Consider the following 17920-nt stretch of genomic DNA (forward strand, 5'->3'; position numbering starts at 1 on the left):
GCGAGAACCACCATGACCCCCCAGGACATCCTAGCTCAGTACGGCCCACGCGAATCGATGGAATACGACATCGTCATCGTCGGCGGCGGCCCCGCTGGCCTGTCGAGCGCCATCCGCCTCAAACAACTTGCCACCGAACAAGGCAAAGAGGTCTCGGTGGTGGTGCTCGAAAAAGGCTCCGAGCCCGGTGCCCACATCCTCTCGGGCGCGGTGCTCGACCCGCAGTCCCTCACCGAGCTGTTCCCCGACTGGAAAGCCATGGGCGCACCGCTGGACCAGCCCGTCACCGACGAGGCCATGCTGTTCCTCAGTGAAGGCGGCGCCTACCGCACGCCCAACTTTTTGCTGCCTGAATGCAGCCAGAACCATGGCAACTACATCATCAGTGTCGGTGCGCTGACCCGCTGGCTGGCCCAGCAGGCGGAAAACCTCGGTGTGGAAATTTTCCCGGGCTTTGCCGCCGCCGAGGTGTTGTATGACGAACAAGGCGCGGTGCGTGGTGTGGCCACTGGCAACATGGGCATCGAGAAAAACGGTGAACCCGGCCCCAACTTCCAGATCGGCATGGAACTGCTTGGCAAATACACCATCTTTGCCGAAGGTGCGCGTGGCCACCTGGGCAAACAGCTGATCGCCAAATACCAACTCGACGCCGGTTGTGACCCACAAAGTTACGGCATTGGCATCAAGGAACTCTGGGAAGTCGACCCGGCGCGCCACGAACCCGGCCTGGTGGTGCACACTGCAGGCTGGCCGATGGACAGCAAAACCTACGGCGGTTCCTTCCTCTACCACATGGCCGACAACAAGATCGCCCTGGGTTTTGTCACCGGCCTGAACTACGAAAACCCCTACCTGAGCCCGTTTGAGGAATTCCAGCGCTGGAAAACCCATCCCAACATCCGCTGGTACCTGGAAAACTCAGCAGGCGAAGTCACTGCCAAAAGAATAGCGTATGGCGCCCGTGCCATCACAGCTGGCGGCCTGTTGGCCTTGCCAAAGACGGTGTTCCCGGGTGGTGCACTGGTGGGCTGTGAGGCGGGTTTCCTGAATGTCAGCCGCATCAAGGGCACCCACGCCGCCATCAAGACCGGCATGCAAGCCGCTGAAGCGGCGTTCGAGGCTGTCACCAACGGCCGCCAGCAGGACGAACTCAGCGCCTACCCGCAGGCGTTCAAAAACAGCTGGCTCTACACCGAGCTCAACAAGGCACGCAACTTCAAGGCCTGGTTCAAATACGGCCTGGGTGTGGGCACCCTGATGAACGGGCTGGAGCAGTTTGGCCTCAAGGGCAAGATGTCCTGGACCATCCACCGCGACAAGCCCGACCACGCCTACCTGAAACCGGCCTCCGAATGCAAGCCGATTAACTACCCCAAACCCGATGGCAAGCTGACCTTTGACCGCCTCTCCAGCGTCTTCATCAGCAACGCCAACCACGAGGAAAACCAGCCTGCCCACCTGACGCTCAAAGACGCCAGCGTGCCAGTGGCCATCAACCTGGCCAAGTACGCGGGGCCCGAGGCGCGCTACTGCCCGGCCGGGGTGTACGAGTTTGTCAAAGACGCCAACGGCGCCGACCAGCTGCAGATCAGTGCCCAAAACTGTGTGCACTGCAAAACCTGCGACATCAAGGACCCGACGCAAAACATCGTCTGGGTCACGCCAGAAGGTGGCGGTGGCCCCAATTACGCGGAGATGTGATGTCACCTTCGGTGCCTGTCAAACCACATTGGTCGACTGAGCCGCAGGGGCGCTGGTACCGCTGGCGCGGCTACACCGTGCGCTGGCTGCTGTTTGGGCTGGTGGTCAATGTGTTCCAGCCGGTGGCCAAGGATGTGGAATCCGTCTGGGTGGACAAGCTGTACCAGGCCTGGATCGGCCTGGTGTTTGGCGCCGCCTGTGCGGTGGTGTTCACACTGGCCGAAAACCGTTTCAACACACCACGTATCAAGTGGAAATCCTGGCTGATTGTGCTGGCCACGTGGCTCGGTGTGAAAGTGGCTTTTGTCAGCCTGATCGCGGTGGTGGACTGAGTTCCCCTGGCATACGGGGTGGATCACCCAGCTCAAGGACGGCGGAACGCCACGCGTTGTGAGGCCCAGTACCTGCTGGCCAGAGACTCCAGCCTGACCTCACCGCCAGTCGAGGGTGCATGCACAAAACGCCCCTCTCCCACGTAGATGCCCGCATGGGTCACCGTGTCGCGCAGGGCAAACAAGACCACATCACCGGAACGGATCGCCTCACCCGCCACCGGTGCCCCCCAGAACTGGAGTTTGGCCACGGTGCGCGGCGGCACCACACCAGCACGCGACCGGTACACATGGCTGATCAGCCCGCTGCAGTCAAACCCGCTCTCGGGGGTATTGCCACCATACCGGTAAGGTGTGCCCACCAATCCGACGGCGTACAGGGTGACATCACCCGCTTGCTCCAGTGTCAACCGAGACGGAATGTCTGCCGCAGGAGCCGCAGCGCCGCCTGACGCCGGATAGGCTTGCCAGCCGCGTTGTGACGGAGGTGGGCTGGCGCAGCCCGCCAGCAACAGCGCCAACATCAGCGTTGACATAGCAAGACGCCTGGGGTGGCCCCAGCTGCCAACCGCTGGGCGAGAGGGTGCTTGGCGCAAAGCTCTTGTCACTTCCAGCGCACCGCCAACAACACCATCAGCGCCGCACCAATCGACCACAACAACCAGGGCTGCGACACCGCATACGGAAACACCATGAAGACCAGCCCAATCACGGTGAACTCCGCGCGTTTGGTCTGTTTGCCACGGCGAAACGCCAGCAAACCCATCAACAGAAACACCACAATGCCGGTGATGAACGCGGTCTGGTTGGACACCAGGCCCAGAAAGAGTGCTTTGTTCGAATCATTCATGCTGCAAGAGTCAACCCGTTGGAACAAAACCGCATTATCGGTGGTGCAGTTAGAATTCCGCGCGTCAGGAGAGAGCCGCCCCGCCATTTGGTGTCTGGGCAGCCGCCGAAGGCGCAGAACCGCTGATTGCAGTCGTTTGAACGCTCAGGCAAAAGGACTGACAAACGTCACACTCTGTTCAGAGTGTTGACGCATCCCCACTGGAGAGAGACACCCAACCTGATGTGGTTTGTGTGTCCACCGAAGGAGCAACCCGCAGTCGACCCGCCATCTGGTGGGTCTTGGCCCGGCGAATCTCTCAGGTAAAGCGGACAGCGGGGGCAGCCTGTGACAGAACAGCCGTTGTGTCATGGTTTTTTTGGTCTGCCCCTGGAGTGCCTGATGTCCGCATCACCTGAATCGCTTTTGAACGTTCCCCTCAATGACCTGCACATCACCTTGGGTGCGCGCATGGTGCCGTTTGCCGGCTACAGCATGCCGGTGCAGTACCCGGCCGGCCTGATTGCCGAGCACAAACACACACGCACCGCTGCGGGTCTGTTTGATGTGTCCCACATGGGCCAGCTGCGCCTGGTCGGCCCCGATGCAGCGGCCGCGCTGGAGAGCTTGCTGCCGGTCGACGTGATCGACCTGCCCATCGGCAAACAACGCTACGGTCTGTTGCTCAACGAAGACGGCGGCATCATCGACGACCTGATGTTTTTCCGCAAAGCCGCTGATGAGATTTTTGTCATCGTCAATGGCGCCTGCAAAGTGGGTGACATCGCCCACATCCAGGCCAAGATCGGCACGCGCTGCCAGGTCATCCCGATGCCCGAATTTGCCCTGCTGGCGCTGCAAGGGCCGCAAGCAGTCACCGCCCTGTCCCGCCTGGCTCCAGGCGTGGAGAAGCTGGTGTTCATGACCGGCGGCAGCTTCACGGTCAACACCGGCACCCAAAACATCAATGTGTTCCTGACCCGAAGCGGCTACACCGGTGAAGACGGTTTCGAGATCTCGGTGCATGCTTCCGAAGCCCTGGCACTGGCCAATGCCCTGCTGGCCCAACCTGAGGTCAAACCGATTGGCCTGGGCGCACGCAACTCGCTGCGCCTGGAAGCCGGTCTACCGCTGTACGGCAACGACATCGACGCCACCACCACCCCAGTCGAAGCCAGCCTCAACTGGGCCATGCAAAAGGTACGTCGTACCGACGGTGCCCGCGCCGGAGGCTTTCCTGGCGCTACAAAGATACTAGCTCAATTGGCAGATCCAACGAGGGCTATAGCCCGAAAACGTGTTGGATTGATCGCGCTGGAGCGTATTCCCGTGCGGGAACACACCGAGTTGCAAGACCTGACCGGCGCACGTGTGGGTGAAGTCACCAGCGGCCTGCTTGGCCCCACCATCGACAAACCCGTGGCCATGGGCTACCTGCCACCCGCGCTGGCCGTTGTGGGCACCCAGGTCAACGCCATCGTGCGGGGCAAACCCGTCAAGATGGAAGTTGTGGCCATGCCCTTTGTGCCGACCAACTATTTCCGCGGTTAAATTCCTTTCTCAGCCTTTGACCTGCGTCATGAAACTTTACCAATGCCGACTAGCAGCGTGCGTGGGGTGTCTGATGCAGCGAAATCAAGGAGGAGGTTTGGGGCGTAAGCCCCAAAACGGGGGACATTCGCGGAGTCAGTCACCCGGCGTACGCGGCGGGTAAATAGACAAACAGTTTCAAGTTTTCAAACGTTTCAATTCACTTTACGGAGCACCACATGAGCATCAAATTCACCCCCGACCACGAATGGGTCAAGATCGACGGCAACAACGCCACCGTGGGCATCACCCACCATGCGCAAGACGCGCTGGGCGACGTGGTATTTGTCGATCTGCCCGAAGTCGGCAAAACCTACGCTGCCAAAGACGCTGCCGCAGTCGTCGAATCGGTCAAAGCTGCCGCTGACGTCTACATGCCCGCCAACGGCACCGTCACCGAAGTCAACGAAGCCCTGCGTGCCGACCCGGCCCTGGCCAACTCCGACCCGCTGGGCGCGGGCTGGTTCTTCAAGATGACACTGAGCAACCCAGCCGAACTCGACGGCCTGATGGACGAAACCAGTTACACCAGCTTTGCCGCTGACGCGCACTAAAAAGCACAACGCGCCGCTGCTTGTGATTTGGCAAGCAGCGCGCGCCCCCAAATACAACCTCGTGATGGCCTTGTCTGGCCGCGTTTCCCCGTCTGTTGTTTTGTCACCTCTGAGTCACCGCCATGCCCAACACCCCACCCCTGTCCGAACTTGAAAACAGCAGCGAGTTCATCGCCCGCCACATTGGTGTGGACGCAGCCGATGAAGCGCTCATGCTCAAGGCGGTCGGCGCCAGTTCGCGCGCCGAACTGATCAACGAGATCGTGCCTGGCAGCATCCGCCGCAGCCAGCCCATGGCCATCCCACCCGCCATCACCGAGGCCGCCGCATTGGCCGAACTCAAGGCCATCGCGGCCAAAAACAAGGTGGCCAAGAGCTACATCGGCCAGGGGTATTACGACACCCTGACCCCGGGTGTGATCCTGCGCAACATCCTGGAAAACCCGGCCTGGTACACCGCCTACACCCCCTACCAGGCCGAGATCAGCCAGGGCCGCATGGAAGCGCTGGTGAACTTCCAGACCATGATCACCGACTTGACGGCCATGCCGATGGCCAACGCCTCGATGCTGGATGAGGCCACCGCTGCCGCCGAAGCGATGACGCTGGCGCTACGCATGAGCAAGTCCAATTCAACCACCTTTTTTGTCGACAACGAGGTGCTGCCACAAACGCTGGAAGTGATCCGCACCCGCGCAGAGCCGCTGGGTATCACCGTCAAGACCTGCACCGGCGACGAGGCCCTGGCCGATGAGAGTTTTGCGGTGCTGCTGCAGTACCCCGGCGTCAGTGGTGTGGTGCGTGACGACCGCGAATGGATCGCCAACTACAAGGACAAAGGTGGTGTGGTCATTCTGGCCGCCGACCTGTTGGCGCTCACCCTCTTGACACCCCCCGGTGAACTCGGCGCCGACATCGCGATTGGCACCACCCAACGTTTTGGCATGCCCATGGGCAACGGCGGCCCGCACGCTGCCTACATGGCCTGCCGCGACGAGTTCAAACGCAGCATGCCCGGCCGTCTGGTGGGTGTCAGTGTCGACGTGCACGGCAACCCGGCCTACCGCCTGGCCTTGCAAACGCGTGAACAACACATCCGCCGCGAAAAAGCCACCTCCAACATCTGCACCGCGCAAGTGCTGCCCGCCGTCATCACCAGCATGTACGCGGTCTACCACGGCCCGCAAGGCTTGAAACGCATCGCCCAACGCGTGGCCAGCCTGACCGCCGTGCTGGCCGCTGGTCTGGAGTCGTTGGGCTATACCGTGGCCAATGCCACAGCGTTTGACACCCTCACCGTGGAAACCGGCGACGCTACCGCTTCGATAGCTAACAATGCCCTGCAAGCGGGGGCCAACCTGCGATTGGTCTCCAAAGACAGCTTGGGCATCTCGCTCGACGAGACCAGCACCCGCGCCGATGTCGAAGCCCTGTGGTCCTTCTTTGCCGACGCGGTGAGTGGCTGGCCCAACACCGCCCGCCGAGGTGAAACCGGTGGCCGTGGCCGCACCTTGACCTTTGCCCAGGTGGAACCGATGGCCGACTCCTTGCTGCCCGCGAAGTTGCTGCGCACTAGCGCCTACCTGAGCCACCCGGTGTTCAACAGCTACCACAGTGAAACTGGCATGCTGCGCTACATCCGCCGCCTCTCGGACTTTGACCTGACGCTGGACCGCACGATGATCCCGCTGGGCAGCTGCACCATGAAGCTCAACGCCACCAGTGAAATGATCCCGATCACCTGGCCCGAGTTCGCAGGCATCCACCCGTTTGCCCCGGCCGACCAGCGCCAGGGTTATACCGAGCTGGACGCGCAGCTGCGCGCCTGGTTGTGCCAGGCCACGGGTTACGCGGGCATCAGCCTGCAGCCCAACGCGGGCAGCCAGGGTGAGTACGCCGGCATGCTGGCGATTCGCGGTTACCACGCCTCGCGTGGCGAAGCGCACCGCAACATCTGCCTGATCCCAAGCAGCGCCCACGGCACCAACCCGGCCAGCGCCACCATGGTGGGCATGAAGGTGGTCGTGACCGCCTGTGACGCCCAGGGCAATGTCGACATGGCCGACCTGAAGGCCAAGTGTGAACAGCACAGCGCCAACCTGGCCGCGATGATGATCACCTACCCCAGCACCCACGGTGTGTTCGAGACCAACGTCAAGGACCTCTGCGCCCTGGTGCACAGCCACGGCGGGCGCGTCTACGTGGACGGCGCCAACATGAACGCGCTGGTCGGCTTGGCCGCACCGGGTGAGTTTGGTGGTGACGTGAGCCATTTGAACCTGCACAAAACCTTCTGCATCCCGCACGGCGGTGGCGGCCCCGGTGTGGGCCCGGTGTGTGTGGTGGCTGATCTGGTGCCCTTCCTGCCCGGTCATAACGCGGGTGGGCTTGCTGGCTCGGGCGTGGGTGCTGTCTCAGCGGCGCCGTTGGGCAACGCAGCGGTGTTGCCGATCAGCTGGATGTACTGCCGCATGATGGGCGCCGCAGGCCTGCAGGCCGCGACTGAAGTGGCCATTCTGAGCGCCAACTACATCAGCGCCCGCCTCAAGGACCATTTCCCCACGCTCTACACCAGTGTGCCGGTAGACGGTAAACCCGGTCGTGTGGCGCACGAATGTATTCTGGACGTGCGTCAGCTCAAAGAGGCCACCGGTGGCGCCAACGGCATCAGCGCCGAAGACATGACCAAACGCCTGATGGACTACGGCTTTCACGCGCCCACGCTGAGTTTCCCGGTGCCCGGCACCCTGATGGTGGAACCGACTGAGAGCGAAACGCTGGAGGAGCTGGACCGCTTCATCGACGCGATGATCGCCATCCGTTCCGAAATCGCCCAGGTCGAGCAAGGGGTCTGGCCGCAGGACAACAACCCGCTCAAAAACGCGCCACACACCGCCGCCACGCTATTAGAAGAAGAGTGGCCCAAGCCCTACACACGCGGGCTAGCGGCGTTTCCGATGCCTAGCCTCAAACAAAGCAAGTACTGGCCACCCGTGGGACGTATCGACAACGTCTATGGCGACCGCAACCTGTTCTGCTCTTGCGTGCCGGTGGATGAATAAACCCTGATGTCCTGGCCACCGGCGTCAGCACGGTGGCCATGGCCAACCAACCATAAAAAAACCGCCTGGGGTAACCCCGGCGGTTTTTTGTTGGGTGGGTCGATCAGACCCGGGGTCCAGCTCAGGCCTTGCGTTGCTTGAGCGCGGTCTGGATCTGGCGCACATCCATGCCGAGTTCGGCGGCGAAGTCTTCGACCGTCTTGCCGCTGGCATCAAAGGCCCGCAGCAGCGCCGCCTGGCGCGCACGTTGTTGCTCCACCTCGTCAATCACCTCATCGAGCAAGGCGGCGACTTTCTCTTCCAGCGTGGTCAGGCGCGACAGGTAGTCCTGGCGGGTCAGGCCGCTGGCCTGGTAGGCGCTCAGCATCTGCTTGCGCAGTTTGGGCAGCAAATCTTCGTCAGAGCGCGCCTGGCGGCGCTGGAACACTTCCACGATCGACAGCAGCACATGTTCGGGCGCCACCGGCTCCACCACCTGGCCTAACAAGTCATGGCGCGGCAGGCCTTGGGCCACACTTTGCAAATAGCGGGTAGAGCGGGTGTGCACACCGAGTGCCACTTTGAGCTCGTCCTTGGCAAACACCTCGGGGTGGGCCGCCAGCAGGTCCTGGAACACACCGAGCTTGAGCGGCACAAAACGCTGGCCAAACAGATGGGGGTACAGCTCAAACAGCTTCTCCAGCACCGGCTGGGCGCTGGCAAAGCGGTTTTTGCCCTTGGTGGGTGGTGTGCTGGCAGCTGCTGGCGCAGTGGCCGGGGCAAGGTTCTCCGAGGGTGAATCGGTCATGGTCTCAGCGGAAACTGGCAGGATATCGGTCATGGCGTGGATCGGGTCGATCAGTTTGTTTAACCCGTGATTGTCATTCAAAGCGCGACTTCACTGGCATACTCAACGCCATGAAGCCCGCCAAATCGTCACCCACCCAAGAAGCTGGCCCAGGCAACCCCAGCTTGAGCGAGCTGGTGGCGGCTTACAAAAGCGCCAAAGGGCACTTTGACGAACTCGCGGGTGTGGTGTCAAACGGCGCTCTGCCCGGCCCCGAAGACACTACACAAAACATAGCTACCAGCCCTTTTATAAAAAGGGATTGGGGCGATTTCTTCGCCACATTGCGCGACGACACCGCCGCCGACATGAACCAGCGCAGCGTGGCGCTGGCGCGCCAGATCCGTGACAACGGCATCACCTACAACGTCTATGCCGACGAGAACGGCCCACAGCGCCCCTGGTCGCTGGACCTGTTCCCGCTGCTGGTGGATGCAGCGAGCTGGCAACACATTGAGGCCGGTGTGCTGCAACGTGTACGCCTGCTGGAGCGGGTCATGGCCGATGTCTATGGCCCGCAAGAGCTGCTGGCCTCGGGCTTTTTGCCACCGGCCCTGGTACACGGCCACCCCGGTTATTTACGCGCCATGCACGGCATCCGGCCCGTGGGTGGGCGTTATTTGCACATTGCCGCGTTTGACATGGCGCACGGCCCCGATGGCAACTGGTGGGTGGTGGGGCAACGCACCCAGGCGCCTTCTGGCCTGGGTTACCTGCTGGAAAACCGGCTGGCGATCTCGGCCCAGTTTGGCACCGCCTTTGACAGCCTCAAGGTGCAGCGCCTGGCCAGCACCTACCGCGCTCTGATGGACAGCCTGCGCACCCTGAGCCCGATGGGCGCCGACGCACACCTGGCCCTGCTGACCCCCGGCCCCTACAACGAAACCTATTTTGAACACGCCTACCTGGCGCGTTACCTCGGCCTGACCCTGGTCGAAGGCAGTGACCTGCTGGTGCGTGACGAGCGCCTGTTCCTCAAGACCCTCAAGGGTCTGGTGCCAGTGCATGGTCTGCTCAAACGTGTAGACGACCAGTACATGGACCCGCTGGAGTTGCGCGCCGACTCCACCCTGGGTGTGCCAGGCCTGCTGCAGGCCATCCGTGCGGGCAACGTGCTGGTGGCCAATACGCCGGGTTCGGCGTTTCTGGAGTCGCCCGCGCTGCTGGGCTTTTTGCCCGCGCTGTCGCGCCACCTGTTTGACGAAGAGCTGCGCCTGCCCGCCTTGCCCACCTGGTGGTGTGGTGAGAGCAGCGCCATGTTTGACGCCATGGTGCGGCTGCAGGAGTGCGCCATCAAACCCACCTACCCGGGCTCCAGCAGCCACGCCAGTTTTGACGCAGTGCTGGGCGCCCGCCAGACACCCCAGTCGCTCAACGAGTGGGCAGGCCGTGTTGCCCGCCACCCCGAAGAACACACGGTGCAGGCCTACACCCCGCTGTCACAAATGCCTACCTGGCAGGCCGAGCCCGACAAACAGCCCGGCCTGGTGCCGCGCTCGGTGATGCTGCGGGTGTTTGCGGTGTCTGACGGTGAACAGGGCTGGCGCGTGTTGCCCGGCGGCTTGGCCCGGGTGGCCAGCAGTTCACAAGAGATCACCTCCATGCAGCACGGCGGCAGCAGTGCCGACGTCTGGGCGCTGACCACCGGCGAGGTCGACCACGCCACCCTGCTGCACCCGCACCTGACACCTGAGAGCCTGATGCAGCGCAAGCGCCTGGTTACCAGCCGCGCCGCTGAAAACCTGTTCTGGCTGGGCCGTTACACCGAACGCACCGAAAACGCGCTGCGCCTGGCACGCCTGACCCTGGAATGCCTGCACGGCGAAGACCCCTCGGGTGTGCCGCTGCTGACCTGGCTGGGCCAGATGGCGGTGGCCAACACCCTGGTGCTGCCCGGTGTACCGACACCCTTGCAGGCGCCCCGGGTGTTTGAGCGCGCCCTGATCGACAGCCTGGGCAGCACCCGCAACGCCACCAGCGTGGGCTTTTATCTGCGCGCCCTGAAAATGGCCGCATCGAGCGTGCGCGAACGCCTGTCGCAAGAGCACTGGCGCATCATCACCCGTGCCGAAGAGGTGCTGTTTGCCCGTTTTGCCGAACACCGCCAGCGCGGTGATTTTCCGGTGCAGCAGGCGCTGCAGATCCTCAAGGACACCAGCGACCACATGGCCGCGATCACCGGCGCCCAGACCGACCGCATGACCCGCGACGACGGCTGGCGCCTGCTGAGCATTGGCCGCCACATCGAACGCCTGGGCTTTTTGTCCACCGCCTTGAACCAGGCGCTGGCCTGCAAGAGCCTGGAGACCGACAGCGGCTTTGACGCCATGCTGGAGCTGTTTGACAACGCCATCACCTTCCACGCCGAGTTCCAGCAAAGCCGCGACATGGCCGCGATGATTGACCTGCTGGTGATCGACCGCGACAACCCGCGTTCGGTGTCCTGGGTGGCCCACACCCTGCGTGGGCGCCTGGCCAAGCTGGCCGGCAGCGATGCCAACCAGCTCTCGCCCTTGGCGCTCAAGGTGCCCAACCCCAACGCCTGGGGGCTGGCGCAATTGTGTGAAGTGGCCCCCGACCTGGTGACACCGGCCATGGCCGGTACAAGCGGCGCCACGCCCCAGTACGAGCTGCTCAGGTCGGTGCTGCAGCAGTGCAGCAACGCCGCCTACGAGGTCTCGGAAGACATCAGCGCCACCTATTTCACCCATGCAGGCCTGAGCAACCACAGCGTTGGTTTTGTATGAAGCTCAGCATCACCCATGAAACGATGTACGACTACCGCCCGGCGGTAGAGACGGCACAACACATGGCCTACCTGACACCGCGCGACCTGCCCAGCCAGCAGCGCCTGCACCACCTGCTGGAGATCACGCCCCAGCCCGCCCAGATCAGCAGCACCGAGGACGTGTTTGGCAACACCCGGCATTTTTTCTCCTTGCAGGTGCCTCACCGTCGGCTGCAGGTGGTGGCCACCAGCGAGGTCACCACCCAAACCAGCACCCTGCCCCGCCACCTGACCAGCTGGGAGGTGGTGCGCGAACGCTTTCGTTACCACGCAGCGGCAGTGTTTGACGCCGCCAACGAGTTTGTTTTTGCCTCCAGCATGGCGCCGCACCACAGCGACTTTGCGGCCTACGCGCGGCCCAGCTTCCCTCCTGGCCAGAGCCTGCTGCTGTGTGCGCTGGACCTGATGCACCGCATCTACCACGACTTCAGCTACGAGAGCCTGAGCACCGAGGTCAACACCCCGGCGCTGCAGGCGCTGGCGCAGCGCAAAGGGGTGTGCCAGGACTTTGCCCACATTTTTGTCGCCTGCCTGCGCTCCATGGGCCTGGCCGCACGGTACGTCAGCGGTTACCTGCTGACCAATCCGGCGCCAGGCACGGTCAAGTTGCGCGGCAGCGATGCCTCCCACGCCTGGGCCTCGGTCTACCTGCCGGCCCAAAGCGCCAGCAACGACTTGCCCGCACTGCCCGCCTGCTGGGTGGATCTGGACCCCACCAACGACCGCGCGGGCTGGCCCTCACCCGGTGAGGACTATGTGACCCTGGCCATTGGCCGCGATTTCTCCGACGTGTCGCCGATGCGAGGTGTGATCCACGGCGGCGCCAGCCATGTGCTGACCGTGGGTGTGACGGTGGAGCCGGTGCCGTCGATGAGTTTTGGCTCGGAACAAAGCCAAACGCAATCCCAAAGCCAAAGCCAAACGCAATCCCAAAGCCAAAGCCAATCGCAGTCACAAAGACAAGGTCCGCCCCCCGCAGCCGCCAAGTCGGGTGAGCCATCACGCGGACAGGGCCTGTAGCCACCCGCCGGCACCCTGCCCGGTGCTGCGAGTTTGGGGTCTAGCCATTCCAGAACACGGCAAAGGAGCCGTCTGAGGGACAATAGCGGCTTTGCCTGATCTTGTTTACCGCCCTGCCCCCCACTTCTATGACCTACTGCGTCGCCATCAAACTCAATGCCGGACTGGTGTTCCTGTCCGACTCACGCACCAACGCCGGGCTGGACCAGATCAGCACCTTTCGCAAGATGATCGTCTACGAAAAGCCCGACGACCGTTTTATGGTGCTGCTGTCAGCTGGCAACCTGAGCATTTCGCAGTCGGTGCGCGAGATCCTGCAGGTCGAAAAACTCAAGGACAACGACGACGAAGATGGCCTGACCATCTGGAACGCCAAAAGCATGTTCGACGCCGCCCGCGTGCTGGGCTCGGCCATCCGCCATGTGTACGAGCGTGACGCTGCGTCACTCAAGCTCGCCGGGGTCGACTTCAACGTCAGCCTGATTTTTGGCGGCCAGATCAAGGGTGAAGGCATGCGCCTGTTCCAGGTCTACTCGGCGGGCAATTTCATCGAAGCCACGCCTGAGACACCGTACTTCCAGGTCGGTGAATCCAAATACGGCAAACCGGTGCTCGACCGTGTCATCACCCCGCATACGCCGCTCGACGAGGCCGCCAAGTGCGCGCTGGTGTCGATGGACTCCACCCTCAAGTCCAATCTGTCGGTTGGCCTGCCGCTGGACCTGGTGGTCTACGAGGCCGACCGCTTCCAGACCGACAAGGTGGTGTGTATTGACGAGAACAACCCCTACTTCCAGATGCTGCACAACAGCTGGGGCGTCAAGCTGCGCGAGGTGTTTGACAGCATCGAAGACCCGATGTGGAACGGCGAAGCCACCGACGTGCCGCTGATGCAGAACGCCGGGCGCAGCCTGCCCCTGAAAAAAATCACCACCCCGCAAGAGAAGCTGATCTGAAGATCGTTTTTTCACACGCCAACAGCTTTGGCGCCAGCACCTACCGCCTGATGTTTCAGGCGCTGCAGGCGCGTGGTCTGGTGGCGCATGCGGTGGATCAGTTTGGCCACGACCCGCTTTACCCGGTCACCAGCAACTGGCCCCATCTGGTGCAGCAGCTGCTGGACTTTGCCCGGCCTGTGGTGGCGCAAGCGGGTGAACCCCTGTTTTTTGTCGGCCACTCTTTGGGCGGTTTCCTGAGCCTGATGGCTGCTGCCAAAGCGCCGGATCTGGCGCGGGGTGTGCTGCTGCTGGACGCGCCCATTCTGGGCGGCTGGCGGGCCAACCTGGTCGGTGTGGCCAAACGCACCCAGCTGGTGGGCGCCATCTCACCCGGCAAGGTCAGCCGCAACCGGCGCTACCAGTGGCCCGACGCCGCTGCAGCCCTGGCCCACTTTCAAAGCAAACAGGCGTTTGCCCAATGGCACCCGCAGGTGCTGGCCGACTACATCAGCCATGGCACGGTAGACACACAGATTGACGGTGAACCCCGGCGTGTGCTGCGTTTTGAGCGTGAGGTCGAAACCGCCATCTACAACACCCTGCCCGACAACCTGGACGCCATGCTGCGCCAGCACCCGGTGCGCTGCCCGGTGGCCTTTATTGGTGGCACACGCTCGGCTGAGATGAAACAGGTGGGCATGGCCCTGACACAACGCGTGACGCACGGGCGCACCATGATGCTTGACGGCAGCCACCTGTTTCCGATGGAGCAGCCGCTGGTGACCGCCGCCGCCATCGAGGCCGCGCTGCTGAACCTGTCAGCCCTGCGGTCCTGATCGGGGGCTTATTCCGCCCAGGTCACCAGCCCGCTCCAGGCGGTGACCAGCACCACCAGGCCAAAAACAATGCGGTAGTAGGCAAAGCCGACAAAACTGTGGGTGGAGATAAAACGCAGCAGCCAGCGGATACACAGCCAGGCGCTCAGGAACGACACCACCAGCCCAACCCCGAACATTGGCAAGTCCGCTACAGACAACAGAGCACGTTCCTTATACAGACTATAGGCTCCCGCCCCAATCAGCGTAGGAATGGCCAAATAGAACGAAAAATCAGTGGCGGCCTTGCGTGACAGACCCATCAACATGCCACCAATGATGGTGGCGCCACTGCGGCTGGTACCCGGGATCATCGCAAAACACTGCACCAGGCCCACCTTCAAAGCGTCCATCGGCGTCATGGCGTCCACATCCTGGATACGCGCCACCGCCGGGTTTTTCTCCTGGCGCCGCTCAGCCCACAAAATGATGAAACCACCAATGATGAAGGTGCTGGCCACCACCACCGGGGTGAACAAATGCGCCTTGATGGCCTTGCCAAACAGCAGGCCCAGAATCACCGCTGGCAAAAAGGCAATCACCACATTCAGCGCAAAACGCTGCGCCTGTTTGTCGGTGGGCAAAGCCACCACGGTGTCGCGGATCTTTTGCCAATAAACCAGAATCACCGCAAAAATGGCGCCGGTCTGGATCGCAATGTCAAACACCTTGGCCTTGTCGTCATCAAAGCCCAACAAAGCGCCTGCCAGAATCAGGTGGCCGGTGGATGAAATGGGCAAAAACTCGGTCAAGCCCTCTACCAGCCCCATGATGGCGGCCTTGATCAGCAACACAATATCCACGCGCACTCCTTCATTTGTTGCGGCATTATCACAGCGCGCATGTCTGGCCCATTCGTGGGATCATGCATGCCATTTCTGACAAACACACGACATGACTGACACGCTGGCGCTCCAATCCGTTCCGCTGTTTCCGCTGAGTACGGTGCTGTTTCCAGGCGGCTATTTGCCGCTGCAGATTTTTGAGGTGCGTTACCTCGACATGGTGGGCAAATGTTTCAAAACCGGCGCACCGTTTGGTGTGGTCACCTTGAACCAGGGCAGCGAGGTGCGCCAGCCCCCCAGCAACCTGCCAGACAACGCCCAGGTGGCTGACGAGATTTTCTACCCCACTGGCACTCTGGCGCGTATCACCGCGCTGAGCCGACCGCAGCCCGGCCTGATGCTGATCCAGTGCACCGGCGCACAGCGCTTTACCGTCAAAACACACCAGCTCCTCAAACACGGCCTGTGGGTGGCCGATGTGAACCTGCTGCCCGCCGACCAGAGTGTGGCCATCCCGCCCGATCTGCAGGCGGTGGCCAGCACCCTGCTGCGGGTCATCAACACCCTGCTTGAGCAAGAGCTGCCCGCCGACCAGATGCCGATCCACGAACCCTACCGGCTGGACGACTGCGCCTGGGTGGCCAACCGCTGGTGTGAGCTGCTGCCCATGCCGCTGGAACTCAAACACCAGCTGATGGCGCTGGACAACCCGCTGGTGCGCCTGGAGCTGGTGAGCGACCTGCTGGAGCGCAACGGCATCGCCACCTGAAGTTACATCAAACAAAACACTTGCCAGGCTTGCCAAGTGGCCCCATTTGGCACACGATAGCGCACTGCTTTCAGCCCCCACGACAACCGCACCCACCGAGCACCCACCATGAGCATCCGCTACGCCAACGTCCTCAACCACCTGCCCGAAACCAAGATGCGCCTGTACCCCACCAAGGTGATCAACATCATTGGTGGCCCGGGCAGCGACAAGTCGCTGTTTTCAGCAGCCATCGTGTTGCACCTGAGCCTGCAGGGCAAAACGGTGGAAACCATTCCCGACTTTGCCAAGTCGCTGGTCTGGCAGCAAAACTTTGAGGTGTTAAAAAACCAGTACTTCATTGCCCAGCGCCAGTTTGAGATGCTCAACCTGATCGACGGCCAGGTGCACTTTTTGATCACCGAATGCTCTTTGCCCCAGGTGCTGTTCTACAACGAGAACTACTCGGAAAACATCTGCGACATCGCCAAAACCCGCGAGCAGATCCTGCAGTGGTACCGGCAAAACGACAACGTCAACGTGCTGGTCAAACGTGGCGACAAGAAGTACGTGCGCTCAGGCCGTTTTCAGGACGAAGAACAAGCGCGTGAAGTGGACCAGGGCCTGCGCGAGATCCTGGTGCGTGAACGCCTGCCCTTCACCGAGCTGGCACCCGACCTCAAAGCCATCCACGCCTTTGCCAACACACTGTTGGTTTAGTCCGTGGGCCGGGGCCGCAGCCCCGGCGGCAGCCAGGCTGAAAAATAGGCGTTGATCTGCGCCTCATGCCGCTGCCACCAGATGCCCAAGGCCACCACACCCAGGCCCAGCAGGGTCAGCACAAAGGCAAAACCCAGGCTGTCACCAAACACCCGGTGTGACAAGTAGCCCAGGTAAATCGCCACCCCCAACCCGCCAAACACGGTGAACACCCGCCGCCCAATGGCCGCCCCGGCAAACACCAGCAGCAGGTTGATCAGGCAATACAGCGCCTTAGCCCATTCAGAGTCCGAGTCGCGCAGGCTCAGGCCACCCCAAAACATGATGGTGCCAAACAGGTACAGCCAAAACGCGTAGTCCTGCCGCCATTCGGCCTCTAACGCCTGGCGGCTGCGGGCATCGACCCACAGCGCGATAAACACCGTGGCGATGCCAAACACCAGCGACACATCGCGGGTGAACTCCCAGTCCCAGTAACCCACGTCCGACCACAGAGCCTGCGCCACATCCATGCTCATGTACCAGAGCGTCACCGCAATCGGCATCACCATGAATGGCAGGCGATAGCGCCACAACATCACCACACCGGCGGCCAGGGTCACAAACTCGAGCGTGAGCCAGCGCCAGTTGATGTGCGTGTGGTAGGCCGAATAACTGGTTGGCCCGCCCGGCGGCCACCAGCCCAAGCCATGCTGGGCACACCACACCACCAGCGGCACCAGCACCACCGCCAGCGTGGCCAAAATGCCCGCAGGCACGCGCAGCTGGCGGCTTGCCAGATGGTCGGCCACCTTCAGGCAGGCCAGCAGGTAGGCCGCACTCAGCAGCATCAGGCCCCAGGGGCCAAAAGCGTCCCAGCTCAGGCGCAAAAACAGCGTCATGGCACCTATAGCCACCATCCCGCCAAAGTAATACAACGTGTTGGTGAAGCTGAAAGCCGGCCCGGCAGGCGCCGCTGCCGGTGAAAGCCCGCCACCCCCCGCCACCGGCTGCGCCAGTCGCGACCAGCGCGCCCACAAGGCATCGGCCTGCTGGCGGGTGATCAACCCGTCCAACACGGCCTGGCTCAGGTCGGCCGGGCCAAGCCGCACCTGGGCGGGTTGATCGGGGTTGGGAACGAGCGGTGGTGACATGGCTATGGGTGCTTGG

At 62.3% G+C, this 17920-nt stretch carries 16 protein-coding genes and 2 riboswitches; of the genes, 11 read left to right on the forward strand and 5 right to left on the reverse strand.

Annotated elements, in window-relative coordinates:
- Positions 1-12 precede the first annotated feature (12 nt).
- Together FDG13_RS17410 and FDG13_RS17415 are read left to right on the forward strand one after the other, a co-directional pair.
- Positions 13-1704, forward strand: a complete 1692-nt coding sequence (locus FDG13_RS17410) for an electron transfer flavoprotein-ubiquinone oxidoreductase (protein ID WP_180131230.1) — start codon at positions 13-15, stop codon at positions 1702-1704.
- Positions 1704-2036, forward strand: coding sequence for a hypothetical protein (locus FDG13_RS17415; RefSeq protein WP_180131233.1), 333 nt, complete (start codon positions 1704-1706; stop codon positions 2034-2036). Before FDG13_RS17410 ends, FDG13_RS17415 begins: the two co-directional genes overlap by 1 nt.
- 32 nt (positions 2037-2068) lie before the next feature.
- Here the strand turns inward: FDG13_RS17415 and FDG13_RS17420 are convergent, their stop codons facing one another.
- Both FDG13_RS17420 and FDG13_RS17425 read right to left on the reverse strand, forming a co-directional pair.
- A complete protein-coding gene (locus FDG13_RS17420) occupies positions 2069-2572 on the reverse strand; it encodes a C40 family peptidase (RefSeq protein WP_180131236.1) in 504 nt (167 codons plus the stop codon).
- Positions 2573-2640: 68 nt separating this feature from the next.
- Entirely contained in the window at positions 2641-2886 is a 246-nt protein-coding gene (locus FDG13_RS17425; protein ID WP_180131239.1) for a hypothetical protein, read from the reverse strand.
- A gap of 55 nt (positions 2887-2941) precedes the next feature.
- A riboswitch (glycine riboswitch) is annotated at positions 2942-3056 on the forward strand.
- A gap of 20 nt (positions 3057-3076) precedes the next feature.
- Positions 3077-3211: riboswitch (glycine riboswitch) on the forward strand.
- Positions 3212-3267: 56 nt separating this feature from the next.
- Between FDG13_RS17425 and gcvT the strand changes: the two genes are divergently transcribed.
- The 3 genes from gcvT to gcvP all read left to right on the forward strand — a co-directional run bounded on the left by gcvT (position 3268) and on the right by gcvP (position 8071).
- Positions 3268-4416, forward strand: a complete 1149-nt coding sequence (gcvT, locus tag FDG13_RS17430; protein ID WP_180131242.1) for a glycine cleavage system aminomethyltransferase GcvT — start codon at positions 3268-3270, stop codon at positions 4414-4416.
- Between the two features lie 218 nt (positions 4417-4634).
- A complete protein-coding gene (gene gcvH / locus FDG13_RS17435; RefSeq protein ID WP_180131245.1) occupies positions 4635-5009 on the forward strand; it encodes a glycine cleavage system protein GcvH in 375 nt (124 codons plus the stop codon).
- A gap of 122 nt (positions 5010-5131) precedes the next feature.
- Positions 5132-8071 (forward strand): aminomethyl-transferring glycine dehydrogenase, encoded by a 2940-nt coding sequence (gene gcvP, locus FDG13_RS17440; protein WP_180131248.1) that lies wholly within the window; start codon positions 5132-5134, stop codon positions 8069-8071.
- 121 nt (positions 8072-8192) lie between these two features.
- On the opposite strand, the gene FDG13_RS17445 is transcribed toward gcvP, so the two are convergent.
- A complete protein-coding gene (locus FDG13_RS17445) occupies positions 8193-8891 on the reverse strand; it encodes a ProQ/FINO family protein (RefSeq protein ID WP_255435306.1) in 699 nt (232 codons plus the stop codon).
- A 77-nt stretch (positions 8892-8968) separates the two neighbouring features.
- Here FDG13_RS17445 and FDG13_RS17450 point away from each other — a divergent pair, with 77 nt between their 5' ends.
- The 4 genes from FDG13_RS17450 to FDG13_RS17465 all read left to right on the forward strand — a co-directional run bounded on the left by FDG13_RS17450 (position 8969) and on the right by FDG13_RS17465 (position 14479).
- The gene (locus tag FDG13_RS17450; protein WP_180131252.1) at positions 8969-11644 is read left to right on the forward strand and encodes a circularly permuted type 2 ATP-grasp protein; all 2676 of its coding nucleotides are present in this window, start codon (positions 8969-8971) and stop codon (positions 11642-11644) included.
- On the forward strand, positions 11641-12705 hold the full coding sequence (locus FDG13_RS17455; RefSeq protein ID WP_180131256.1) for a transglutaminase family protein: 1065 nt from the start codon (positions 11641-11643) through the stop codon (positions 12703-12705). The genes FDG13_RS17450 and FDG13_RS17455 overlap by 4 nt, the downstream gene beginning before the upstream one ends.
- Before the next feature lie 128 nt (positions 12706-12833).
- Positions 12834-13661, forward strand: a complete 828-nt coding sequence (locus FDG13_RS17460) for a proteasome-type protease (protein ID WP_180131259.1) — start codon at positions 12834-12836, stop codon at positions 13659-13661.
- Between the two features lie 2 nt (positions 13662-13663).
- On the forward strand, positions 13664-14479 hold the full coding sequence (locus FDG13_RS17465; RefSeq protein ID WP_180132560.1) for an alpha/beta fold hydrolase: 816 nt from the start codon (positions 13664-13666) through the stop codon (positions 14477-14479).
- A gap of 8 nt (positions 14480-14487) precedes the next feature.
- Here FDG13_RS17465 and FDG13_RS17470 read toward each other — a convergent pair whose 3' ends face one another.
- Positions 14488-15321: an undecaprenyl-diphosphate phosphatase gene (locus FDG13_RS17470; protein ID WP_180131262.1), complete on the reverse strand. Its 834-nt coding sequence runs from the start codon at positions 15319-15321 to the stop codon at positions 14488-14490.
- Between the two features lie 91 nt (positions 15322-15412).
- Here FDG13_RS17470 and FDG13_RS17475 point away from each other — a divergent pair, with 91 nt between their 5' ends.
- Positions 15413-16072 (forward strand): LON peptidase substrate-binding domain-containing protein, encoded by a 660-nt coding sequence (locus FDG13_RS17475; RefSeq protein WP_180131265.1) that lies wholly within the window; start codon positions 15413-15415, stop codon positions 16070-16072.
- Between the two features lie 108 nt (positions 16073-16180).
- Positions 16181-16771, forward strand: a complete 591-nt coding sequence (locus tag FDG13_RS17480; protein WP_078366001.1) for a hypothetical protein — start codon at positions 16181-16183, stop codon at positions 16769-16771.
- Here FDG13_RS17480 and FDG13_RS17485 read toward each other — a convergent pair.
- Complete coding sequence (locus tag FDG13_RS17485; protein ID WP_180131268.1) at positions 16768-17904, reverse strand: DUF2157 domain-containing protein; 1137 nt, start codon at positions 17902-17904, stop codon at positions 16768-16770. The genes FDG13_RS17480 and FDG13_RS17485 overlap by 4 nt on opposite strands.
- Positions 17905-17920: the final 16 nt, after the last annotated feature.

This window comes from Rhodoferax sp. BLA1 (assembly GCF_013416775.1).
GTDB lineage: Bacteria > Pseudomonadota > Gammaproteobacteria > Burkholderiales > Burkholderiaceae_C > Rhodoferax.